The organism is Pseudomonas sp. BNK-30 (assembly GCF_047456185.1).
Taxonomy (GTDB): Bacteria; Pseudomonadota; Gammaproteobacteria; order Pseudomonadales; family Pseudomonadaceae; genus Aquipseudomonas; species Aquipseudomonas putida_E.
Genome location: NZ_CP179904.1, coordinates 4,009,722 through 4,028,471 on the forward strand (window position 1 = coordinate 4,009,722; position 18,750 = coordinate 4,028,471).

General features: G+C 61.4%; 17 protein-coding genes. 5 read left to right on the forward strand and 12 right to left on the reverse strand.

The window, feature by feature from the left end; translation table 11 throughout:
- Positions 1-187: 187 nt before the first annotated feature.
- A complete protein-coding gene (gene rlmE / locus ACMGGN_RS18630; RefSeq protein WP_012312646.1) occupies positions 188-814 on the reverse strand; it encodes a 23S rRNA (uridine(2552)-2'-O)-methyltransferase RlmE in 627 nt (208 codons plus the stop codon).
- Positions 815-916: 102 nt separating this feature from the next.
- Here rlmE and yhbY point away from each other — a divergent pair, with 102 nt between their 5' ends.
- Entirely contained in the window at positions 917-1,225 is a 309-nt protein-coding gene (yhbY, locus tag ACMGGN_RS18635; RefSeq protein WP_003249945.1) for a ribosome assembly RNA-binding protein YhbY, read from the forward strand.
- Positions 1,226-1,237: 12 nt separating this feature from the next.
- Here yhbY and ACMGGN_RS18640 read toward each other — a convergent pair whose 3' ends face one another.
- From ACMGGN_RS18640 to grpE, 8 genes are all read right to left on the reverse strand, one after another.
- On the reverse strand, positions 1,238-1,687 hold the full coding sequence (locus tag ACMGGN_RS18640; RefSeq protein ID WP_012312645.1) for a hypothetical protein: 450 nt from the start codon (positions 1,685-1,687) through the stop codon (positions 1,238-1,240).
- Entirely contained in the window at positions 1,665-2,147 is a 483-nt protein-coding gene (gene greA, locus ACMGGN_RS18645; RefSeq protein WP_012312644.1) for a transcription elongation factor GreA, read from the reverse strand. The genes ACMGGN_RS18640 and greA overlap by 23 nt, the downstream gene beginning before the upstream one ends.
- Positions 2,144-5,365 carry a carbamoyl-phosphate synthase large subunit gene (gene carB, locus ACMGGN_RS18650; protein ID WP_012312643.1) on the reverse strand — a complete coding sequence of 1,074 codons (3,222 nt, stop codon included), beginning with the start codon at positions 5,363-5,365 and terminating at the stop codon, positions 2,144-2,146. Before carB ends, greA begins: the two co-directional genes overlap by 4 nt.
- A 105-nt stretch (positions 5,366-5,470) precedes the next feature.
- Complete coding sequence (gene carA, locus ACMGGN_RS18655) at positions 5,471-6,607, reverse strand: glutamine-hydrolyzing carbamoyl-phosphate synthase small subunit (protein ID WP_039602472.1); 1,137 nt, start codon at positions 6,605-6,607, stop codon at positions 5,471-5,473.
- Positions 6,608-6,979: 372 nt separating this feature from the next.
- Positions 6,980-7,783: a 4-hydroxy-tetrahydrodipicolinate reductase gene (dapB, locus tag ACMGGN_RS18660; RefSeq protein ID WP_046788150.1), complete on the reverse strand. Its 804-nt coding sequence runs from the start codon at positions 7,781-7,783 to the stop codon at positions 6,980-6,982.
- Between the two features lie 13 nt (positions 7,784-7,796).
- Positions 7,797-8,921: a molecular chaperone DnaJ gene (gene dnaJ / locus ACMGGN_RS18665; protein WP_039602362.1), complete on the reverse strand. Its 1,125-nt coding sequence runs from the start codon at positions 8,919-8,921 to the stop codon at positions 7,797-7,799.
- Positions 8,922-9,118: 197 nt separating this feature from the next.
- Positions 9,119-11,044 (reverse strand): molecular chaperone DnaK, encoded by a 1,926-nt coding sequence (gene dnaK / locus ACMGGN_RS18670; RefSeq protein WP_046788149.1) that lies wholly within the window; start codon positions 11,042-11,044, stop codon positions 9,119-9,121.
- A 101-nt stretch (positions 11,045-11,145) separates the two neighbouring features.
- Entirely contained in the window at positions 11,146-11,700 is a 555-nt protein-coding gene (gene grpE, locus ACMGGN_RS18675; RefSeq protein ID WP_115273542.1) for a nucleotide exchange factor GrpE, read from the reverse strand.
- A 191-nt stretch (positions 11,701-11,891) separates the two neighbouring features.
- On the opposite strand from grpE, the gene recN reads away from it, so the two are divergent.
- Complete coding sequence (gene recN, locus ACMGGN_RS18680; RefSeq protein ID WP_115273541.1) at positions 11,892-13,565, forward strand: DNA repair protein RecN; 1,674 nt, start codon at positions 11,892-11,894, stop codon at positions 13,563-13,565.
- Between the two features lie 112 nt (positions 13,566-13,677).
- Here the strand turns inward: recN and fur are convergent, their stop codons facing one another.
- On the reverse strand, positions 13,678-14,082 hold the full coding sequence (gene fur, locus ACMGGN_RS18685) for a ferric iron uptake transcriptional regulator (protein ID WP_008096237.1): 405 nt from the start codon (positions 14,080-14,082) through the stop codon (positions 13,678-13,680).
- 97 nt (positions 14,083-14,179) lie between these two features.
- On the opposite strand from fur, the gene ACMGGN_RS18690 reads away from it, so the two are divergent.
- On the forward strand, positions 14,180-14,716 hold the full coding sequence (locus ACMGGN_RS18690) for an outer membrane protein assembly factor BamE (protein ID WP_046788146.1): 537 nt from the start codon (positions 14,180-14,182) through the stop codon (positions 14,714-14,716).
- Between the two features lie 62 nt (positions 14,717-14,778).
- Here the strand turns inward: ACMGGN_RS18690 and ACMGGN_RS18695 are convergent, their stop codons facing one another.
- The gene (locus tag ACMGGN_RS18695; RefSeq protein WP_012312635.1) at positions 14,779-15,213 is read right to left on the reverse strand and encodes a type II toxin-antitoxin system RatA family toxin; all 435 of its coding nucleotides are present in this window, start codon (positions 15,211-15,213) and stop codon (positions 14,779-14,781) included.
- Positions 15,214-15,375: 162 nt separating this feature from the next.
- Here ACMGGN_RS18695 and smpB point away from each other — a divergent pair, with 162 nt between their 5' ends.
- Positions 15,376-15,858: an SsrA-binding protein SmpB gene (smpB, locus tag ACMGGN_RS18700; RefSeq protein ID WP_012312633.1), complete on the forward strand. Its 483-nt coding sequence runs from the start codon at positions 15,376-15,378 to the stop codon at positions 15,856-15,858.
- Positions 15,859-16,019: 161 nt separating this feature from the next.
- On the opposite strand, the gene ACMGGN_RS18705 is transcribed toward smpB, so the two are convergent.
- Complete coding sequence (locus ACMGGN_RS18705; RefSeq protein ID WP_012312632.1) at positions 16,020-16,787, reverse strand: FCD domain-containing protein; 768 nt, start codon at positions 16,785-16,787, stop codon at positions 16,020-16,022.
- Positions 16,788-17,043: 256 nt separating this feature from the next.
- Between ACMGGN_RS18705 and ACMGGN_RS18710 the strand changes: the two genes are divergently transcribed.
- Positions 17,044-18,714 carry a lactate permease LctP family transporter gene (locus tag ACMGGN_RS18710; protein WP_046788144.1) on the forward strand — a complete coding sequence of 557 codons (1,671 nt, stop codon included), beginning with the start codon at positions 17,044-17,046 and terminating at the stop codon, positions 18,712-18,714.
- The last annotated feature ends 36 nt before the right edge of the window (positions 18,715-18,750 follow it).

Sequence of the window (18,750 nt, forward strand, 5' to 3'; positions counted from 1 at the left end):
CCCTCTGAGGCCGGCGCACGACGCAGCCGTGCCTCGCATGATATTCATCGCCCTAACTTACTACATTACCTACGCAACCGCAGGCACCGTCTGTAACCCTTTGTGAAATCTAGACTACACGAAGTTCGGACAATCCAGACGGGGCGGCCGATTGGAAATAACTATCGATCACCCCGCAGCACGCCATTCAAGCGCCCTTGAAACCCTTACCCAACAGGTACTGTTCACGCGAGCGATCCCGCGAAGAGGACGGCTTGCGCATCTGCACCTTGTCGAACTTGGTGCGCACATCCTTCAGGTACATGTCAAAGCCTTCGCCCTGGAAAATCTTGATCAGAAAATCACCGCCGGGCTTGAGCACACGGGTTGCCAGGTCCAGGGCCAACTCACAGAGGAACATGGCGCGCGGCATGTCCACCTCAGGCGTACCACTCATATTGGGGGCCATGTCGGAAATCACAAGGTCTACGTGCGAATCACCGACCGCATCGAGGATCTGCTGCAGGACCTCATCCTGGGTGAAGTCGCCCTGGATGAAGGTAACGTCCGGGATCGAGTCCATTTCCAGAATGTCCGAAGCGATCAGACGGCCCTGGCCACCAATCAGACGACTGGTCACCTGCGACCAGCCACCCGGCGCCGCGCCCAGGTCGATCACGCTCATGCCTGGGCGGATCAGGCGGTCTTTCTCCTGGATCTCAAGCAGTTTGTAGCTCGCACGCGAGCGGTAGCCATCCTTCTGCGCCTGCTTAACAAAAGGGTCGTTAAAATGCTCTCGCAGCCAGTTAGCGCTGCTTTTGGAACGTTGTACCACGGGGCACCTCGATGATATGCGTCGTGTTTGACTGGGCGGAGCCACAGGCCCTCGGGTAAAATGCCCGTCAATTTTACAGAATCAGACGGAAAGGGTCAGATTATGCCGCTCAATAACGAGCAGAAGAAGCAATACAAATCCATTGGTCATGACCTGAAACCGGTCCTGATCGTTGCTGGCAACGGTTTGAATGAAGGCGTGATCGCCGAACTGGAGCGCGCACTGGTCGACCACGAGCTGATCAAGGTCGAAATTCGCTCGGAAGATCGCGAAGAGCGCGCCGAGACCATCGCAGAGCTGTGCAAGGCCGGCCGCGCCGAGCTGGTGCAGACCATCGGCAAGAAAGCGCTGATCTACCGCAAGAACCCACAGCCGAACAAACAGCTGTCCAACATCCACCGCTACAAGTAACGGTGGCGCCGATCAGTGGCGCGCTTGGCGCGCCCTGACCGGTACCGGTTGAGCCACCAGCACGATGCCGGAAAAACCCAGAACCAGAAAACAGAACATCTGCCAGCGCTCGCCGACCGAGATGCCATAGCGCAAGGTGTAATACCCCACGCAGGCCGCAAAGCCCAGCAACAGCATCTGGCCACGAAATTGCCGCCACCAGGCCGCCAGGCCATCGACCCTCGCCAGTACTGCCAGCTGCGTCAGCAGCCCGAGCAACGCCACGCCAATCAACCAACGGTCAATCTGCCCGGCGATATCCTGTACCAGCAAAGGTGCCAGGCCACTGACCTTGAGCGCAGGCACCAGCCCAACATGGAACACCCAAAGGCCACCGACCCAGAAAACCTGGGCCAGTTGCCAGAGGATCCCCTCAAGGGATGGCGCCCGCAGGCGCCGGTCAGATGTGCTTGACTTCGACAATCTCGTACTCGACCGAGCCGCTTGGCGTCTTGACGACGACAGTATCACCTTCTTCCTTGCCGATGATGGCACGGGCGATCGGTGCGCCGCTCGAGAGCTTGCCTTGCTTCACGTCGGCTTCATCCTCACCAACGATCTGGTAGCTCACCTCTTCATCGGTTTCAGTGTTGGCCAGCACCACAGTGGTGCCGAAAATCACTTTGCCGGTGTGAGGGATAGTGGTCACGTCGATCACTACCGAGTTCTGCAGACGGCCTTCGATGTCGCGGATACGCGCCTCGACCATACCCTGCTCCTCACGGGCGGCATGGTATTCGGCATTTTCCTTGAGGTCGCCCAGTTCGCGTGCTTCGCCAATGGCCTGGCTCAGGCGCGGGCGCTCGGTCTTGCTCAGGAACAGGTGCTCCTCTTCCAGGGCGCGAGCGCCCTGGACGGTCATCGGATACTTGGTAATGCTCATGCTTTAAGTCCTGCATGCAGATCCTGCAAGCGACGAACGGTCTTTTCAGGGCCGAATTTCAGCGCTTCGCAGATGGCTTCACCAGCCGCAATGGTCGTGGTGCAGTAGATCTTGTGCTGCAACGCATTGCGACGAATCGAATAGGAATCGGCAATCGACTGACGGCCTTCGGTGGTGTTGATGATCAACGACACTTCGTCGTTCTTGATCATGTCGACCACGTGCGGACGGCCTTCGGTCACCTTGTTCACGCGGCGCACTTTCAGGCCGGCCGCCTCGATGACCTTGGCGGTACCTGCAGTAGCGACCACTTCGAAGCCCAGGGCGATCAGGTCACGGGCAACGCCAGCCACTTGCGGCTTGTCGTCGTCACGTACGCTGATGAACGCGGTACCGCCCGTTGGCAGCACTTCGCTGGCACCCATCTGAGCCTTGGCGAACGCTTCACCGAAGCTGTCACCGACACCCATGACTTCACCGGTCGATTTCATCTCAGGGCCGAGGATCGGGTCAACCCCCGGGAACTTGGCGAACGGGAAGACGGCTTCCTTGACGCTGTAGAAGTTCGGGATGATTTCCTGGGTGAAGCCCAGCTCTTTCAGGGTTTTGCCAGCCATGACGCGGGCAGCGATCATCGCCAGGGAAGTGCCGATGCACTTAGACACGAACGGCACGGTACGCGAGGCGCGCGGGTTGACTTCAATCACGTAGATCTTGTCGCCCTGCAAGGCCAGCTGCACGTTCATCAGGCCAACCACGCCCAGCTCCAGGGCCATCTTGCGCACCTGATCGCGAACCTGGTCCTGCACGTCCTTGCTCAGCGAGTACGGCGGCAGCGAGCACGCCGAGTCACCGGAGTGAACGCCGGCCTGCTCGATGTGCTGCATGATCGCGCCGATCACCACGTCGGTGCCGTCGCAGACCGCATCCACGTCCATCTCGATGGCGCAGTTGAGGAAGTGGTCCAGCAGTACCGGGCTGTCGTTGGACACTTGCACGGCTTCACGCAGGTAGCGCTTGAGCTCGTCCAGTTCGTAGACGATCTCCATCGCACGGCCGCCCAGTACGTAGGAAGGGCGCACCACCAGCGGGTAACCGATACCGCCCGCGGCACGGATGGCTTCTTCTTCGCTGCGCACGGTAGCGTTTGGCGGCTGCAGCAGGTTCAGGCGCTGAACCATCTGCTGGAAGCGCTCACGGTCTTCGGCACGGTCGATGGCGTCCGGGCTGGTACCGATGATCGGTACGCCGGCCTCTTCCAGGGCGCGAGCCAGTTTCAGCGGGGTCTGGCCGCCGTAGTGGACGATGACGCCCTTGGGCTTCTCGACGCGGCAGACTTCCAGCACGTCTTCCAGGGTCAACGGCTCGAAGTACAGGCGGTCGGAGGTGTCGTAGTCGGTGGAGACGGTTTCCGGGTTGCAGTTGACCATGATGGTCTCGTAACCGTCTTCACGCAGTGCCAGTGCCGCGTGTACGCAGCAATAGTCGAACTCGATGCCTTGACCGATACGGTTAGGGCCGCCACCCAGGATCATGATCTTGTCGCGGGTCGACGGGTTGGCCTCGCACTCTTCCTCGTAGGTGGAGTACAGGTAGGCGGTGTCGGTGGCGAACTCGGCAGCGCAGGTGTCGACGCGCTTGTACACCGGGAACACTTCCAGCTTGTGGCGGTGACGGCGCAGGTTCTTGTCGGTGATGCCGAGCAGCTTGGCCAGACGCTGGTCCGAGAAGCCCTTGCGCTTGAGGCGCAGCATATAGTCCTTGTCGATCGCCGACAGGGCCAGGGTCTTGACCTTCTCTTCTTCCTTGATCAGGTCTTCCATCTGCACCAGGAACCACATGTCGATGCCGGTCAGGGCGAAGATCTCTTCGCAGGTCATACCCGAACGCATGGCGTCAGCCACGTACCAGATGCGCTCGGCACCCGGCACGGTCAGCTCGCGCTTGAGGATGCCGGCGGCTTCCGGGCTGGCCAGGTCGACTTTAGGGTCAAGACCGCAAGCACCGACTTCCAGGCCGCGCAGGGCTTTCTGCAGGGATTCCTGGAAGGTACGGCCGATGGCCATGACTTCACCCACGGACTTCATCTGGGTGGTCAGGCGGGCGTCGGCTTTCGGGAATTTCTCGAAGGCGAAGCGTGGCAGCTTGGTGACGACGTAGTCGATCGACGGCTCGAAGGACGCCGGAGTACGGCCGCCAGTGATGTCGTTCTGCAGTTCGTCAAGGGTGTAACCAATGGCCAGCTTGGCGGCGATCTTGGCGATCGGGAAGCCAGTTGCCTTGGAAGCCAGCGCCGAGGAACGCGAAACACGCGGGTTCATCTCGATCACGACCATGCGGCCGGTGTTCGGGCAGATACCGAACTGCACGTTGGAACCGCCGGTTTCAACGCCAATTTCACGCAGCACCGCCAGCGAGGCGTTGCGCATGATCTGGTATTCCTTGTCGGTCAGGGTCTGCGCTGGAGCAACGGTGATCGAGTCACCGGTGTGCACGCCCATCGGGTCGAAGTTTTCGATCGAGCAGACGATGATGCAGTTGTCCTTTTTGTCGCGGACCACTTCCATCTCGTACTCTTTCCAGCCGATCAGCGATTCGTCGATCAGCAGCTCTTTGGTCGGCGACAGGTCCAGACCACGGGTGCAGATTTCTTCGAACTCTTCACGGTTGTAAGCGATACCACCACCTGTGCCACCCATGGTGAACGACGGGCGGATGATGCATGGGAAGCCAAGCTTCTCAAGGACCGCATTGGCCTCTTCCATGCTGTGGGCGATACCGGAGCGCGGGCACTCCAGGCCGATGTCCTTCATGGCCTTGTCGAAGCGCGAGCGGTCTTCGGCCTTGTCGATGGTGTCGGCGTTGGCACCGATCATCTCTACGCCGAACTTCTCCAGAACGCCGTGGCGCTCCAGGTCCAGGGCGCAGTTCAGTGCGGTCTGGCCACCCATGGTCGGCAAAACGGCGTCCGGGCGCTCTTTTTCGATGATCTTGGCCACTGACTGCCACTTGATCGGCTCGATGTAGGTGGCGTCGGCCATGGCCGGGTCGGTCATGATGGTGGCTGGGTTGGAGTTCACCAGGATGACGCGGAAACCTTCCTCACGCAGGGCTTTACAGGCCTGGGCGCCGGAGTAGTCGAATTCACAGGCCTGGCCGATCACGATCGGGCCAGCGCCGAGAATCAGGATGCTTTTGATGTCTGTACGTTTTGGCATGGTGGTCACTCAAATCCGGGGTCAGTCGGCAAGCCGCTTTGAACAATCTGGGTCAGGCGCTTCCGGGCGCGGCATGTGCCGGCCCGGGGCCTTGAAGCAGGATGCTCAGCGGCGCTTGGCCATGGCATCGGTGAAACGATCGAACAGTGGCGCGACGTCGGTCGGGCCCGGGCTCGCTTCAGGGTGGCCCTGGAAGCTGAACGCGCTCTTGTCGGTACGCTCGATACCCTGCAGGGTGCCGTCGAACAGCGACTTGTGGATGGCGCGGACGTTACCCGGCAGGGTGGCTTCGTCTACGGCGAAACCGTGGTTCTGGCTGGTGATCATGACCACACCGGTGTCCAGGTCCTGGACCGGGTGGTTGGCACCATGGTGGCCGTGGCCCATTTTCACGGTCTTGGCGCCAGAGGCCAGCGCCAGCAGCTGGTGGCCCAGGCAGATGCCGAACACCGGAATATCGGTGTCGAGGATCTCTTTGATCGCCTGGATCGCGTAGTCGCATGGCTCCGGATCACCAGGGCCGTTGGACAGGAACACACCATCGGGGTTGAGCGCGAGCACTTCGCTGGCCGGGGTCTGGGCAGGCACCACGGTCACGCGGCAGCCACGGGCGACCAGCATGCGCAGGATGTTCAGCTTGACGCCGTAGTCGAAGGCAACAACGTGGTACGGCAGCTCGGAAGCTTCCAGGGTCGGGTGGCTGTCGGTTTTCAGCTCCCACACACTGGAGCGCCACTCGTAACGCTCCTTGGTGGAAACGACCTTGGCCAGGTCCATGCCCTTGAGGCCAGGGAAGGCGCGGGCAGCGGCGATGGCGGCTTCTTCGCTGATGTTGTCACCGGCGAGGATGCAGCCGTTCTGAGCGCCCTTTTCACGCAGGATACGGGTCAGGCGACGGGTGTCGATGCCGGCGATGGCAACGACATTGTTGGCCTTGAGGTAGTCAGGCAGCGACTGGGTGTTACGCCAGTTGCTGGCCAGCAGCGGCAGGTCACGGATGACCAGGCCGGCGGACCAGACACGGTTCGACTCGGCGTCTTCCGGGGTGGTGCCGGTGTTGCCAATGTGCGGGTAGGTCAGAGTAACGATTTGCTGCGCGTAGGAAGGGTCTGTAAGGATTTCCTGGTAGCCGGTCATAGCGGTGTTGAACACCACCTCACCAACGGTCTGACCGTCGGCTCCGATGGCTTCACCGCGAAAAATACTGCCGTCGGCAAGGGCGAGTATGGCTGGCTTTGTCAAGAAGACCTCCCGTAAATCAAGCATGAAAGGGCGATCGCAGGTTGCAAAAAAGCGGAGTGACGTATGGACACGTCACCCCGCTTCTATGTGCTGAATTCAATTCGCTGCGCGCTTTTAGTGGACACACTAAAGCTGTAGCTTACAGAAAAGTGCTTTTTTGGTCTACCGCAAATGTGCCTCTAAAACACATGATTGCGACAGGCTGACCTTCTTGGGCAATGAACACGCGTAGGAGCGGCCTTGTGTCGCGAAAGGGTCGCGCAGCGGCCCCAGGGATCTCGGCAGCGCCGCAGAAAGCTGGGACTGCTGAGCAGTCCTTTCGCGACACAAGGCCGCTCCTACCAGGGATCACATGTACCCCGAGGGAACGGCTTAACGCAGCTCTAGCACATCCTGCATGTCGTACAAGCCCGCCTCGCGCCCATCCAGCCACAGCGCGGCACGCACCGCACCCTTGGCGAAGGTCATGCGGCTGGAAGCCTTGTGGGTGATTTCCAGGCGCTCACCTTCAGCGGCGAACAGCACGGTGTGGTCACCGACCACATCGCCGGCACGCACGGTGGCAAAGCCGATGGTCTGGCGATCACGCGCGCCCGTCTGGCCCTCACGACCATACACCGCCACTTCCTGCAGATCACGGCCCAGGGCATTGGCAACCACCTCACCCATGCGCAGCGCAGTGCCTGACGGCGCGTCGACCTTGTGGCGGTGGTGCGCCTCGATGATCTCGATGTCGACATCATCGCCCAGCACACGCGCCGCCATGTCCAGCAACTTCAGGCTGAGGTTGACGCCTACGCTGAAGTTGGCGGCGAAGACGATCGGGATATCCTTGCCTGCCTCGGCCAGCAGCTGCTTCTCCTCGCTGGTGAAACCGGTGGTGCCGATGATCATCGCCTTGCCATGCTTGCGGCAGAACGCCAGGTTCTTCAGGGTCACCGAAGGGTGAGTGAAGTCGATCAGCACGTCGAATTCGTCGGCAACCTTGGCCAGGTCATCCGACAACAGCACACCGATCCGACCGAGCGCCGCCAACTCACCGGCATCCGCACCGACCAGCGAGCTGTCCGGGCGGTCGATCGCCGCCGTCAGCCCGGCACCCGGGGTTTGCTGCACGGCTTCGATCAGGGTCTTGCCCATCCGCCCAGCCGCGCCCATCACTGCAATACGTCGCATAGCCTGTTCCTTGTCAGAGATCGCCGAAGAAGCGCTTCACGCCATCGAACCAGCCATTGGCCTTGGGCGAGTGGGAGCTGTCGCCTTCGAGCGAGTCGCGCAGCTCTTCGAGCAGTTCACGCTGGCGACGGCTGAGGTTGACCGGGGTCTCGACCGCAACGCGGCACAGCAGGTCACCCGCACCACCACCACGCACCGGTGCCACACCCTTGCCACGCAGGCGGAACTGCTTGCCGGTCTGCGTGCCTTCCGGGATCTTCAGCTTCACACGACCATCGAGGGTCGGCACTTCCAGCTCGCCACCCAGAGCGGCATCGGTATAGCTGATAGGCACTTCGCAATACAGGTGCTTGCCGTCACGCTGGAAAATCTCGTGCTCACGCACGTTGATCACCACGTAAAGGTCGCCGGTCGGGCCACCATGGGTGCCTGCCTCGCCTTCGCCGGACAGGCGGATGCGGTCGCCAGTGTCGACGCCGGCCGGCACCTTGACCGACAGGGTCTTGTATTCCTCGACACGGCCTTCACCGTGGCACGAACCGCAAGGGTCGGTGATGATCTTGCCCTGGCCATGGCAGCGCGGGCAGGTCTGCTGCACCGAGAAGAAGCCCTGCTGCATGCGCACCTGGCCGATACCGCCGCACGTCGGGCAGGTCGACGGGGTCGAACCCTTCTTCGCGCCGCTGCCGTCACAAGGCTGGCAGTTGACCAGGGTCGGCACCCGAATGCTGACCGTGGTGCCGCGCACGGCTTCTTCCAGGTTCAGCTCCAGGGTGTAGCGCAGGTCGCTGCCGCGCGAAGCACCACCACGACCACCGCCACGACCACCACCGAAGAAGTCACTGAACACATCGCCAAAGATGTCGGAGAAGTTGGCGCCACCGAAGCCTGCACCGCCGCCACCCATGCTCGGGTCGACGCCGGCGTGACCATACTGGTCGAACGCCGCCCGCTTGCTCGCGTCAGACAGTACTTCGTAGGCCTCGTTGGCCTCCTTGAACTTGTCTTCGGACTCTTTGTCACCCGGGTTACGGTCCGGGTGGTACTTCATCGCCAGGCGGCGATAAGCCTTTTTCAGGTCTGCTTCACTGGCGCCGCGCTCGACACCCAGGACCTCATAATAATCACGCTTGGACATAGGTCATTTGCACCTTGTTGGGCGTTCGGCATCCGCGCCGCGCCGTCAGCACCCGCCTGAAGACCCGATGCGGCCCAGACAAATGCTGTAAAAATTCTCGAATTCCAGATACGCCAACGCGGGAGCAAGCCCCCGCGCGGCGACATCCTACCAGCTCACCGCCAAACGGCGGTGGGCTGGCCGACAACATGCAACGATTACTTCTTGTCGTCGCCTTTCACTTCTTCGAACTCGGCGTCAACCACGTCATCGTGCTTGGCTTCCGGCTCGGCCTGCTGAGCGCCGCCCTGAGGCTGTTCGGCCGACTGCTCGGCGTACATCTTCTGGGCTACCGGCGCGGAGACCTTGGACAGCTCTTCGACCTTGGCATCGATGGCAGCCTTGTCGTCGCCTTTCACAGCAGCTTCCAGGGCAACCACGGCCGCTTCGATGGCAGTCTTCTCTTCGGCAGTGACCTTGTCACCGGCGTCAGCGACCATCTTGCGGGTCGAGTGAACCAGCGCGTCACCCTGGTTGCGGGCAGCGGCCAGCTCTTCGAACTTGCGGTCTTCCTCGGCATTGGCCTCGGCGTCACGCACCATTTTTTCGATCTCTTCGTCGGACAGACCGGAGTTGGCCTTGATCACGATCGACTGGGTCTTGCCGGTGGCCTTGTCTTTGGCGCCGACGTGCAGGATGCCGTTGGCGTCAATGTCGAAGGTCACTTCGATCTGCGGAACACCACGCGGTGCTGGCGGGATGTCAGCCAGGTCGAACTTGCCCAGCGACTTGTTCTGCGAAGCCTGCTTGCGCTCACCCTGCAGCACGTGAATGGTCACTGCGCCCTGGTTGTCGTCGGCAGTCGAGAACACCTGCGACTTCTTGGTCGGAATGGTGGTGTTCTTCTCGATCAGCGGGGTCATCACGCCGCCCATGGTTTCGATACCCAGGGTCAGCGGGCTGACGTCCAGCAGCAGTACGTCTTTCACGTCACCGGCCAGTACGGCACCCTGGATGGCAGCGCCCATGGCAACTGCTTCGTCCGGGTTGACGTCCTTGCGGGCTTCCTTGCCGAAGAAATCGGCAACGGCCTTCTGAACCAGCGGCATACGGGTCTGGCCACCGACCAGGATCACGTCGTCGATCTTGCTGGCGTCGATGCCTGCGTCTTTCAGGGCGATGCGGCAAGGCTCGATGGTACGGTTGACCAGGTCTTCCACCAGCGACTCCAGCTTGGCGCGGGAGATCTTCACGTTCAGGTGCTTCGGACCGGTCGCATCTGCAGTGATGTACGGCAGGTTGACGTCGGTCGACTGAGCGGAGGACAGTTCGATCTTGGCCTTTTCCGCGGCTTCTTTCAGACGCTGCAGGGCCAGAGGGTCGTTCTTCAGGTCCATGCCCGACTCTTTCTTGAACTCGTCGACGAGGTAGTCGATCAGGCGCATGTCGAAGTCTTCGCCACCCAGGAAGGTGTCGCCGTTGGTGGCCAGCACTTCGAACTGGTGCTCACCGTCAACTTCGGCGATTTCGATGACCGATACGTCGAAGGTACCGCCACCCAGGTCATAAACGATGACAGTGTGGTCGCCCTTGGCCTTGTCCATGCCATAGGCCAGCGCAGCAGCGGTCGGTTCGTTGATGATGCGCTTTACGTCCAGACCCGCGATGCGACCGGCGTCTTTGGTGGCCTGACGCTGGCTGTCGTTGAAGTAGGCCGGAACGGTGATGACCGCTTCGGTGACTGGCTCGCCGAGGTAGTCTTCGGCGGTCTTCTTCATCTTTTTCAGAACTTCGGCGCTGATCTGCGGCGGCGCCATTTCCTTGCCGGCAGCCTCGACCCAGGCGTCACCGTTGTTAGCCTTGACGATCTTGTACGGCACCAGCTTGATGTCTTTCTGCACGACATCTTCTTCGAAGCGGCGGCCGATGAGGCGCTTCACTGCGAACAGGGTGTTGTGCGGGTTGGTGACGGCCTGGCGCTTGGCCGACTGGCCAACCAGGATTTCGCCATCATTGGCGTAGGCCACGATCGAAGGGGTGGTACGCGCACCTTCGGCGTTTTCGATGACCTTGACGTTACCGTTTTCCAGAATGGAGACGCACGAGTTGGTGGTCCCCAGGTCGATACCGATGATTTTGCCCATGTTTACTCTCCCGAAACTTGAATTTGGTAGCAGCGACTACTTTGGCCAACTGCGGTAATACTTGAAGGCTTGACACCTAGATGGGGATGGCCCGTCAGATTTCAAGCCTTTTCATCGATCGAAGGCTGCGGCGCGCTCGGCGCCTTGCTGACCACCACCATGGCAGGGCGCAGCAGGCGGCCGTTGAGCAGGTAGCCCTTCTGGAACACGTTCAGCACGCTGTTGGGCTCTACCTCGGCGCTTTCCTGCATGGCCATGGCCTGATGGTGCTCGGCATTGAACGGCTGGCCGTGCGGGTCGATGGCTTCGAGGTTGTAACGCTTGAGGGTGTCCTGGAACATCTTGAGGGTCAGTTCGACGCCTTCACGGATCTTCTTGACCTGCTCATCTTCAGCGCTGGAGTGCGCCAGAGCCAGCTCCAAGCTGTCGATCACCGGCAACAGGTCGCCGGCAAACTTTTCCAGTGCGAACTTGTGCGCCTTCTCGACATCCTGCTCGGCGCGGCGACGCACGTTCTGCAGGTCGGCAACGGCACGCAGGGACTGATCCTTGGCGGCGGCCAGCTGCTCCTCGAGCTCTTGAACGCGGGCGCTGTTATCCACTGCACCTGCCTCTTCGGCGTTAAGGTCTTTCTCATTCAGCTGTTCGTCAGCCATGGGGTCTCTCCTCCGCAATCTCTGTAGAACGAGCAAAGCTCGCCGTGTCTGCCGGCTATATGGGGCCGGAAAAGTCAGCTTCAAGGGGCAAAGCGGTTTTCAGGTCGACGATGGAAACTGCGAGCAGGCATTGGCAGGGCCGAAAAAAGTACTGTATAAATAACCAGACCTGACTTTTCGGGAGCCGCCCCATGCTGGTGCATCTGTCCATTCACAACTACGCCATCGTCGAACACCTCGATCTCGAACTCGCCCGCGGCATGTCCGTCATCACCGGCGAGACCGGCGCAGGCAAATCGATCATGCTCGACGCCCTCGGCCTGGCCCTTGGTGATCGCGCCGACAGCGGCGTGGTGCGCCCTGGCGCGGACAAGGCGGACATCCTGGCCACCTTCGATCTGGTGGATATCCCCGAAGCGCACACCTGGCTGGCCGAGCGCGACCTGAACAACGACGGCCTTTGCATCCTGCGCCGTGTCATCACTGCCGAAGGCCGCAGCCGCGGCTACATAAACGGCACGCCCTGCCCACTGGGTGACCTGAAGGCGCTCGGTGAACTGCTGATCGACATTCACAGCCAGCATGAGCATCAGTCGCTACTCAAGACCGACACCCACCGCCGCCTGCTCGACGAATATGCCGGCGCCATCGACCTGTCCCGCCAGGTCCAGTTGGCCGCAAAGCGCTGGAACCAGACCCGCCTGGAGCTCGAGCGCCTGTCCAACTCCGGCGATGAGCAGCGCGCACGCCACCAGTTGCTCAGCTATCAGCTGGAAGAGCTCGACAACCTTGGCCTGGGTGAAAACGAACTGGAGCAGCTGGAGCAGGAACACAAGAACCTGACCAACGCTGAGGCCCTGTTCGGCATCTGCCGCCAGGTCATCGACCAATGCAGCGAAAGCGACTCAGGCAATGTGCTAGGCGCCCTCACCTCCAGCCTCAATCGCCTGGGCGCCGCAGCCAACACCCCCAAGGCGCTGGGTGAAGCCGCCAACCTCATCGCCAGCGCACAGATCCAGATAGAAGAAGCCGTAGGCGAACTCAACCGCTTCCTCGACAATTTCGACGCCGACCCCATGCGCCTGCAAGCCCTGGAAGAGCGCCTCGACACCATCTACACCCTGGCACGCAAACATCGCGTGCACCCGACCGAACTGCCCCACCTGCAGCAGCAGTTGATGGAGGAGCTGGAAGGCCTGAATGCCAGCGACGAATCGATCGAGCGCCTGGGCGAAGAACTCTCGGCCTATGCCAAGCACTATCAGGAAAGGGCGATCGAGCTGAGCGCCCTGCGCCAGCAGGCGGCCCAGCAGCTCGCCATCGCGGTCGAACAGGAGATCCAGCGCCTGGGCATGCCTGGCGGGCGGTTCTGCATCGAACTCACACCCAACGAAAGCAGCGACCTGTCGCCACATGGCCTGGAGCAGATAGAGCTGCTGGTGAGCGCCAACCCCGGGCAGCCGCTCAAAGGTTTGGCCAAGGTGGCCTCGGGTGGCGAACTGTCACGGATCAGCCTGGCGATCCAGGTCATCACGGCGCAAACCTCACGCATCCCGACACTGGTCTTCGATGAGGTTGACGTGGGTATCGGTGGCCCGACGGCAGAGATCGTCGGCCAGCTGTTGCGCCGCCTCGGTGAGCGCGGCCAGGTGCTGACCGTCACCCACCTGCCGCAGGTCGCGGCGCAGGGGCATCATCATTTGTTCGTGCACAAGGTGCGCAACAGCGACACCACGCACACTGCCGTGGCCAGCCTTGGCAAGCGCGAACGGGTCGAGGAAGTGGCGCGGATGCTGGGCGGGATCGACCTGACCAAGGAATCGCTGGCGCATGCGCGCAAGATGGTGGTGTCCGGTAAGGCGTGATACTGCCTGCACTGGCGTCATCGCCGACAGCCGGCTCCCGCAGTTACCCCTACCGCAGAAAGCACAAAGGCGACCCCAGGGTCGCCTTTGCTCTTCATAACGACCGCAATCGTTACTTTTTCTTACGCACGTAGAGGACCAGATTGTGGTCCACCAACTCGTAGCCATGCTCAGCCACGATCTCTTTCTGGCGCCGCTCGATTTCGGCGTCCATGAATTCGATGACTTCACTGGTCTCCACGTTGACCATATGGTCGTGGTGACCGCCGTCCGCCAGCTCGAAAACTGCGTGACCGCCATCGAAGTTGTGCCGTACCACCAGCCCAGCAGCCTCGAACTGGGTGAGTACGCGATAAACGGTTGCCAGACCGACGTCCTCGCCAGCCTCCATCAGCGCCTTGTAGACATCCTCGGCGCTCATGTGACGTTGCTCGGTCGAGTCGAGCATCTGAAGGATCTTGACTCGAGGCAGTGTCACCTTGAGACCGGCTTTGCGCAATTCGCTATTTTCAACCATGGTCAGCTTTCTCGCCGATGCTGCTTCGCAGCTTCTCTTAATACGGGTATGATCGGGGTTTACGTTGTCCAGCCAAGATAGTGGAAGTCGCCCACCGATGCAAAACAACACCAAGCTCTTGCTAACCAGCCTCACCTTCGTGGGACTGCTCGCACTCGCCGGTTGCTCGTTTCCCGGGGTTTACAAAATCGACATCCAGCAGGGCAATGTCGTTACGCAAGACATGATAGACCAATTACGCCCCGGAATGACCCGCCGGCAAGTAAGGTTTATCATGGGCAACCCTCTGCTCCAGGATACTTTCAACACCAATCGTTGGGATTACCTGTACAGCCTGCAACCTGGTGGCGGCCAACGCCAGCAGGAGCGCATGAGCATCTTCTTCAACGACAGCGACCAACTGGTCAGCCTGTCGGGTGACTTCATGCCAGGCGTGAGCCGCGACCAGGAAATCCTGGGCGGCAGCGGTGATACCACGGTCAGCCCGGCCACCCAGCCAGGCCAGCCAGCGTCGCAACCGGAAGAGAAGCCGGCCAAACCTGGTTCGGTGGAAGAATCCATCCAGCGCGAGATCGACACCATCGAGACCACACCGGTGCCGACACCTGCCCCGCTGGAAACCTCGCCGCAGTAAATGCAGGCGCAAAAAAAGCCCGGATCAGTCCGGGCTTTTTTGTGCCTGATGACTTGGCAGCATCACGTATTGAGCTGCTTGGCACGCTGGCAGAACGCATCCACCAGCGTGTTGGCGGCCTGATTGAACAGCGGCCCCAAGGTCGCCCGCACAATCGGCCCGGCGTAATCGAAGGACAGGTCCAGGCTGATCTTGCAGGCTTTTTCACCCAATGCCTTGAACACCCACACGCCGTGCAGCTGGGTGAACGGCCCTTCTTCCAGGTTCATCTCGATGGACTGCCCCGGCACCAGCACATTGCGGGTCACGAACTGCTGGCTCATGCCCCCTTTGGCCACCTCCAGCTTGGCGCGCATGTGCGTGTCACTGGCTTCGAGCACCGTCGAAGCCGAGCACCAGGGCAGGAACTGCGGGTAGCTGGCTACATCATTGACCAGGTCGTACAGCGCCTGGGCAGGGTACGGCAGCAGGGCGGAGCGTTGAATATGGGTAGTCATCCAGGCGTCACTTCCAAGGCTGGGTGGCGGGCTTCGCAGCGTGCCAAAAACAGGTTCTGTGCGTAAGACAGGGCCTGTATTGTCCGGTATTCATTGCGGTGGCTCAAGCGCACCTAAATCCCGTAGCCGACCACGCGGTGACTTGCCTATAATGCCGCCCCTATGGCTAAACAAAAGAAACATCCGACCGGGACCATCGCGCAAAACAAAAAGGCGCGACACGATTACTTCATCGAACACAAGTTCGAGGCCGGGCTGGTCCTGTCCGGTTGGGAAGTAAAAAGCCTGCGGGCCGGCAAGGCGCACCTGACCGACAGCTACGTGCTGCTCAAGGATGGCGAAGCCTGGCTGTTCGGCAGCCACATCACCCCGCTGACCACTGCCAGCACCCACGTCATCGCCGACCCTATCCGCTCGCGCAAGCTGCTGCTGAACAAGCGCGAGCTGGAGCGTGTGGAAGCTGCGGTGGCGCAGAAGGGCTACACCTGTGTGGCCCTGGCGCTGTACTGGAGCAAGCACCTGATCAAGTGCGAGATTGCGCTTGGCAAGGGCAAGAAGGAATTCGACAAGCGCGACACCGTGCGCGAACGCGATTCCAACCGCGAGCTGCAGCGTGCGGTGCGGAACAAGGGCAAGGAAGACTAATTCCCGCCCTTGCGCGGCCGCCGTAGGAGCGGCCTTGTGTCGCGAAAGGGCTGCGTAGCAGCCCCAGCTTTCTGCGGCGCTGCCGAGATCCCTGGGGCCGCTTTGCGGCCCTTTCGCGACGCAAGGCCGCTCCTACAGGGCGCGCATTCAGCGACAACCGATCAGCGCCCGCTGCGCCGCTCTGCCCGCGCTACGCGCTGGGCTTCGTTCTGCGCCTCTTCCAGCACCTCCTGCACATACAGAATGTGCCGGCTGGACACCTCCCGCGCATCGTCCGCCCTGCCCTCGACAATCGCCTGGTACAACTCACGGTGCTGGCTGATCAGCATGTCCCGCGTTTCGGTACGCTGCTGGTACATGCCCCCGATATTCGTCACCACGTTGCGCTTAAGCAGGTCGAACAACCCGCGAATAGTATGCAGCAGCACGGCATTGTGGCTGGCTTCGGCAATCGCCAGGTGGAATCGCGCATCCGCCGCGCCCTCCTCTGCACGCGTGACCTGGTCAGCCCGCGCATAACAGTCCTGCAGGGTGTCGAATGCAGCCTTGAGGCGCGCCCGATCTGGCTCGGTGGCGCGCTGGGCAGCGTAGTAGGCGCATGACGCCTCCAGGGTGTGACGGAACTCCAGCAAATCGCGCTGCGCCTCGGCGCTGTGCTCCAGCAGTTGCAGCAATGGGTCACTGAAGGTTGAACCGAGCGATTCGGCCACATAGTTACCGCCACCCTGCCGACTGACCAACAGCCCCTTGGCCACCAGTTTCTGGATCGCCTCGCGCAGTGAGGGGCGCGACACACCGAACTGCTCGGCCAGGGCACGCTCGGCCGGCAGCCGCTGGCCTGAGGTCAGCGTGCCTTCGAGAATCATCCCTTCCAACCGATCGACGATGTCGTCGGACAGGCGCCGCTGGCGGACCTGATCAAAAACCATCACATGCTCTCCACAAACCCCCGGCAAAGTTCAGGGGGCGCCTATTCTCGCCGATCCACGCCACGCCGACACCCACCAGCCGACGTTTTTCCCATGCCATCAGCCGCCCGCTCATCGGCACACGACCAAAGTTTTGCACGGGACAAATTGACACACCCATGACAGCGCTTTTAACCTAGCGTCCAGCCATTGTAAATTGGTCTTACCAATTATCCAATGCCAGTGCCTGACCAACAACAATTAGGGGCTACCCCATATGCAAACCTGGCAACAACTCTATTCCCCGCTTGGTAGTCTTGGCCTGTCCGCACTGGCGGCGGTCATACCCATCGTGTTCTTCTTCCTGGCCCTCGCCGTGTTCCGCCTCAAAGGCCACGTCGCCGGCAGCATTACCCTTGGATTATCGATGCTGGTGGCGATCTTCGCCTTCCAGATGCCGGTCGACATGGCCCTTGCTGCCGCGGGCTATGGCTTCCTCTACGGCCTCTGGCCAATCGCCTGGATCATCGTAGCCGCGGTGTTCCTGTACAAACTCACGGTCAAGAGCGGCCAGTTCGAGGTGATCCGCAGCTCGGTACTGTCGATCACCGACGACCAGCGCCTGCAGGTGCTGCTGATCGGTTTCTGCTTCGGTGCCTTCCTCGAAGGCGCGGCCGGCTTCGGCGCACCAGTGGCAATCACTGCCGCGCTGCTGGTGGGCCTGGGCTTCAACCCGCTGTACGCCGCCGGCCTGTGCCTGATCGCCAACACCGCCCCCGTGGCGTTCGGCGCCCTGGGCATCCCGATCATCGTCGCCGGCCAGGTCACGGGCATCGACGCCTTCCACATCGGCGCCATGACCGGCCGCCAGCTGCCTCTGCTGTCGTTGTTCGTGCCGTTCTGGCTGGTGTTCATGATGGACGGCCTGCGCGGCGTCAAAGAAACCTGGCCTGCAGCCCTGGTGGCCGGCCTGAGTTTCGCCGTCACCCAGTACTTCACCTCCAACTTCATCGGCCCGGAACTGCCGGACATCACCTCGGCCCTGGCCAGCCTTGTCGCCCTGACCCTGTTCCTGAAGGTCTGGCAGCCCAAGCGCTCGTTCGCCGAAGCCAAAGGCAGCGTCGGCGCCGCCGTGGTCAGCAGCGGCGGCAGCCAGCCAAGCCCTTACAGCTTCGGTGAAATCTTCAAGGCCTGGTCGCCGTTCCTGATCCTCACCGTGCTGGTCACCATCTGGACCCTGAAACCGTTCAAAGCAGCGTTCGCCCCGGGCGGCGCGATGTACAACTTCGTGTTCAACTTCGCCATCCCGCACCTCGACCAACTGGTGATCAAGACCGCGCCGATCGTCGCCGCGCCGACCGCCATGCCAGCGGTGTTCAAGCTCGACCCGATCTCCGCCACCGGTACGGCGATCTTCCTGTCCGCGCTGATCTCCATGGCCGTATTGAAGATCAACTTCAAAACTGGTCTTACCACTTTCAAGGAAACCTTCTGGGAGCTGCGCTGGCCGATCCTGTCGATCGGTATGGTCCTGGCCTTCGCCTTCGTCACCAACTATTCGGGCATGTCTTCGACCATGGCCCTGGTACTGGCCGGCACCGGCGCCGCGTTCCCGTTCTTCTCGCCGTTCCTGGGCTGGCTGGGTGTGTTCCTCACAGGCTCCGACACCTCGTCCAATGCCCTGTTCGGTTCGCTGCAGGCCACCACTGCCCACCAGATCGGGGTCAACGACACCCTGCTGGTAGCAGCCAACACCAGCGGCGGCGTGACCGGCAAGATGATCTCGCCGCAGTCGATCGCCGTGGCCTGCGCAGCCACCGGCCTGGTTGGCAAGGAGTCCGACCTGTTCCGCTTCACCGTCAAGCACAGCCTGTTCTTCGCCACCATCGTCGGCCTGATCACCTTGGTCCAGGCCTACTGGCTGACCGGCATGCTGGTCCATCACTAAAGTGAAAGGGGCCGGGCGCCACCGAGCGCCCGGCAT

Coding starts and splice junctions, on each gene's coding strand:
- yhbY (WP_003249945.1), top strand. CDS start 917: ATGCCGCTCAATAACGAGCAGAAGAAGCAATACAAATCCATTGGTCAT.
- greA (WP_012312644.1), bottom strand. CDS start 2,147: ATGAGCATTACCAAGTATCCGATGACCGTCCAGGGCGCTCGCGCCCTG.
- carB (WP_012312643.1), bottom strand. CDS start 5,365: ATGCCAAAACGTACAGACATCAAAAGCATCCTGATTCTCGGCGCTGGC.
- dapB (WP_046788150.1), bottom strand. CDS start 7,783: ATGCGACGTATTGCAGTGATGGGCGCGGCTGGGCGGATGGGCAAGACC.
- dnaJ (WP_039602362.1), bottom strand. CDS start 8,921: ATGTCCAAGCGTGATTATTATGAGGTCCTGGGTGTCGAGCGCGGCGCC.
- dnaK (WP_046788149.1), bottom strand. CDS start 11,044: ATGGGCAAAATCATCGGTATCGACCTGGGGACCACCAACTCGTGCGTC.
- grpE (WP_115273542.1), bottom strand. CDS start 11,700: ATGGCTGACGAACAGCTGAATGAGAAAGACCTTAACGCCGAAGAGGCA.
- recN (WP_115273541.1), top strand. CDS start 11,892: ATGCTGGTGCATCTGTCCATTCACAACTACGCCATCGTCGAACACCTC.
- fur (WP_008096237.1), bottom strand. CDS start 14,082: ATGGTTGAAAATAGCGAATTGCGCAAAGCCGGTCTCAAGGTGACACTG.
- ACMGGN_RS18690 (WP_046788146.1), top strand. CDS start 14,180: ATGCAAAACAACACCAAGCTCTTGCTAACCAGCCTCACCTTCGTGGGA.
- ACMGGN_RS18695 (WP_012312635.1), bottom strand. CDS start 15,213: ATGACTACCCATATTCAACGCTCCGCCCTGCTGCCGTACCCTGCCCAG.
- smpB (WP_012312633.1), top strand. CDS start 15,376: ATGGCTAAACAAAAGAAACATCCGACCGGGACCATCGCGCAAAACAAA.
- ACMGGN_RS18705 (WP_012312632.1), bottom strand. CDS start 16,787: ATGGTTTTTGATCAGGTCCGCCAGCGGCGCCTGTCCGACGACATCGTC.
- ACMGGN_RS18710 (WP_046788144.1), top strand. CDS start 17,044: ATGCAAACCTGGCAACAACTCTATTCCCCGCTTGGTAGTCTTGGCCTG.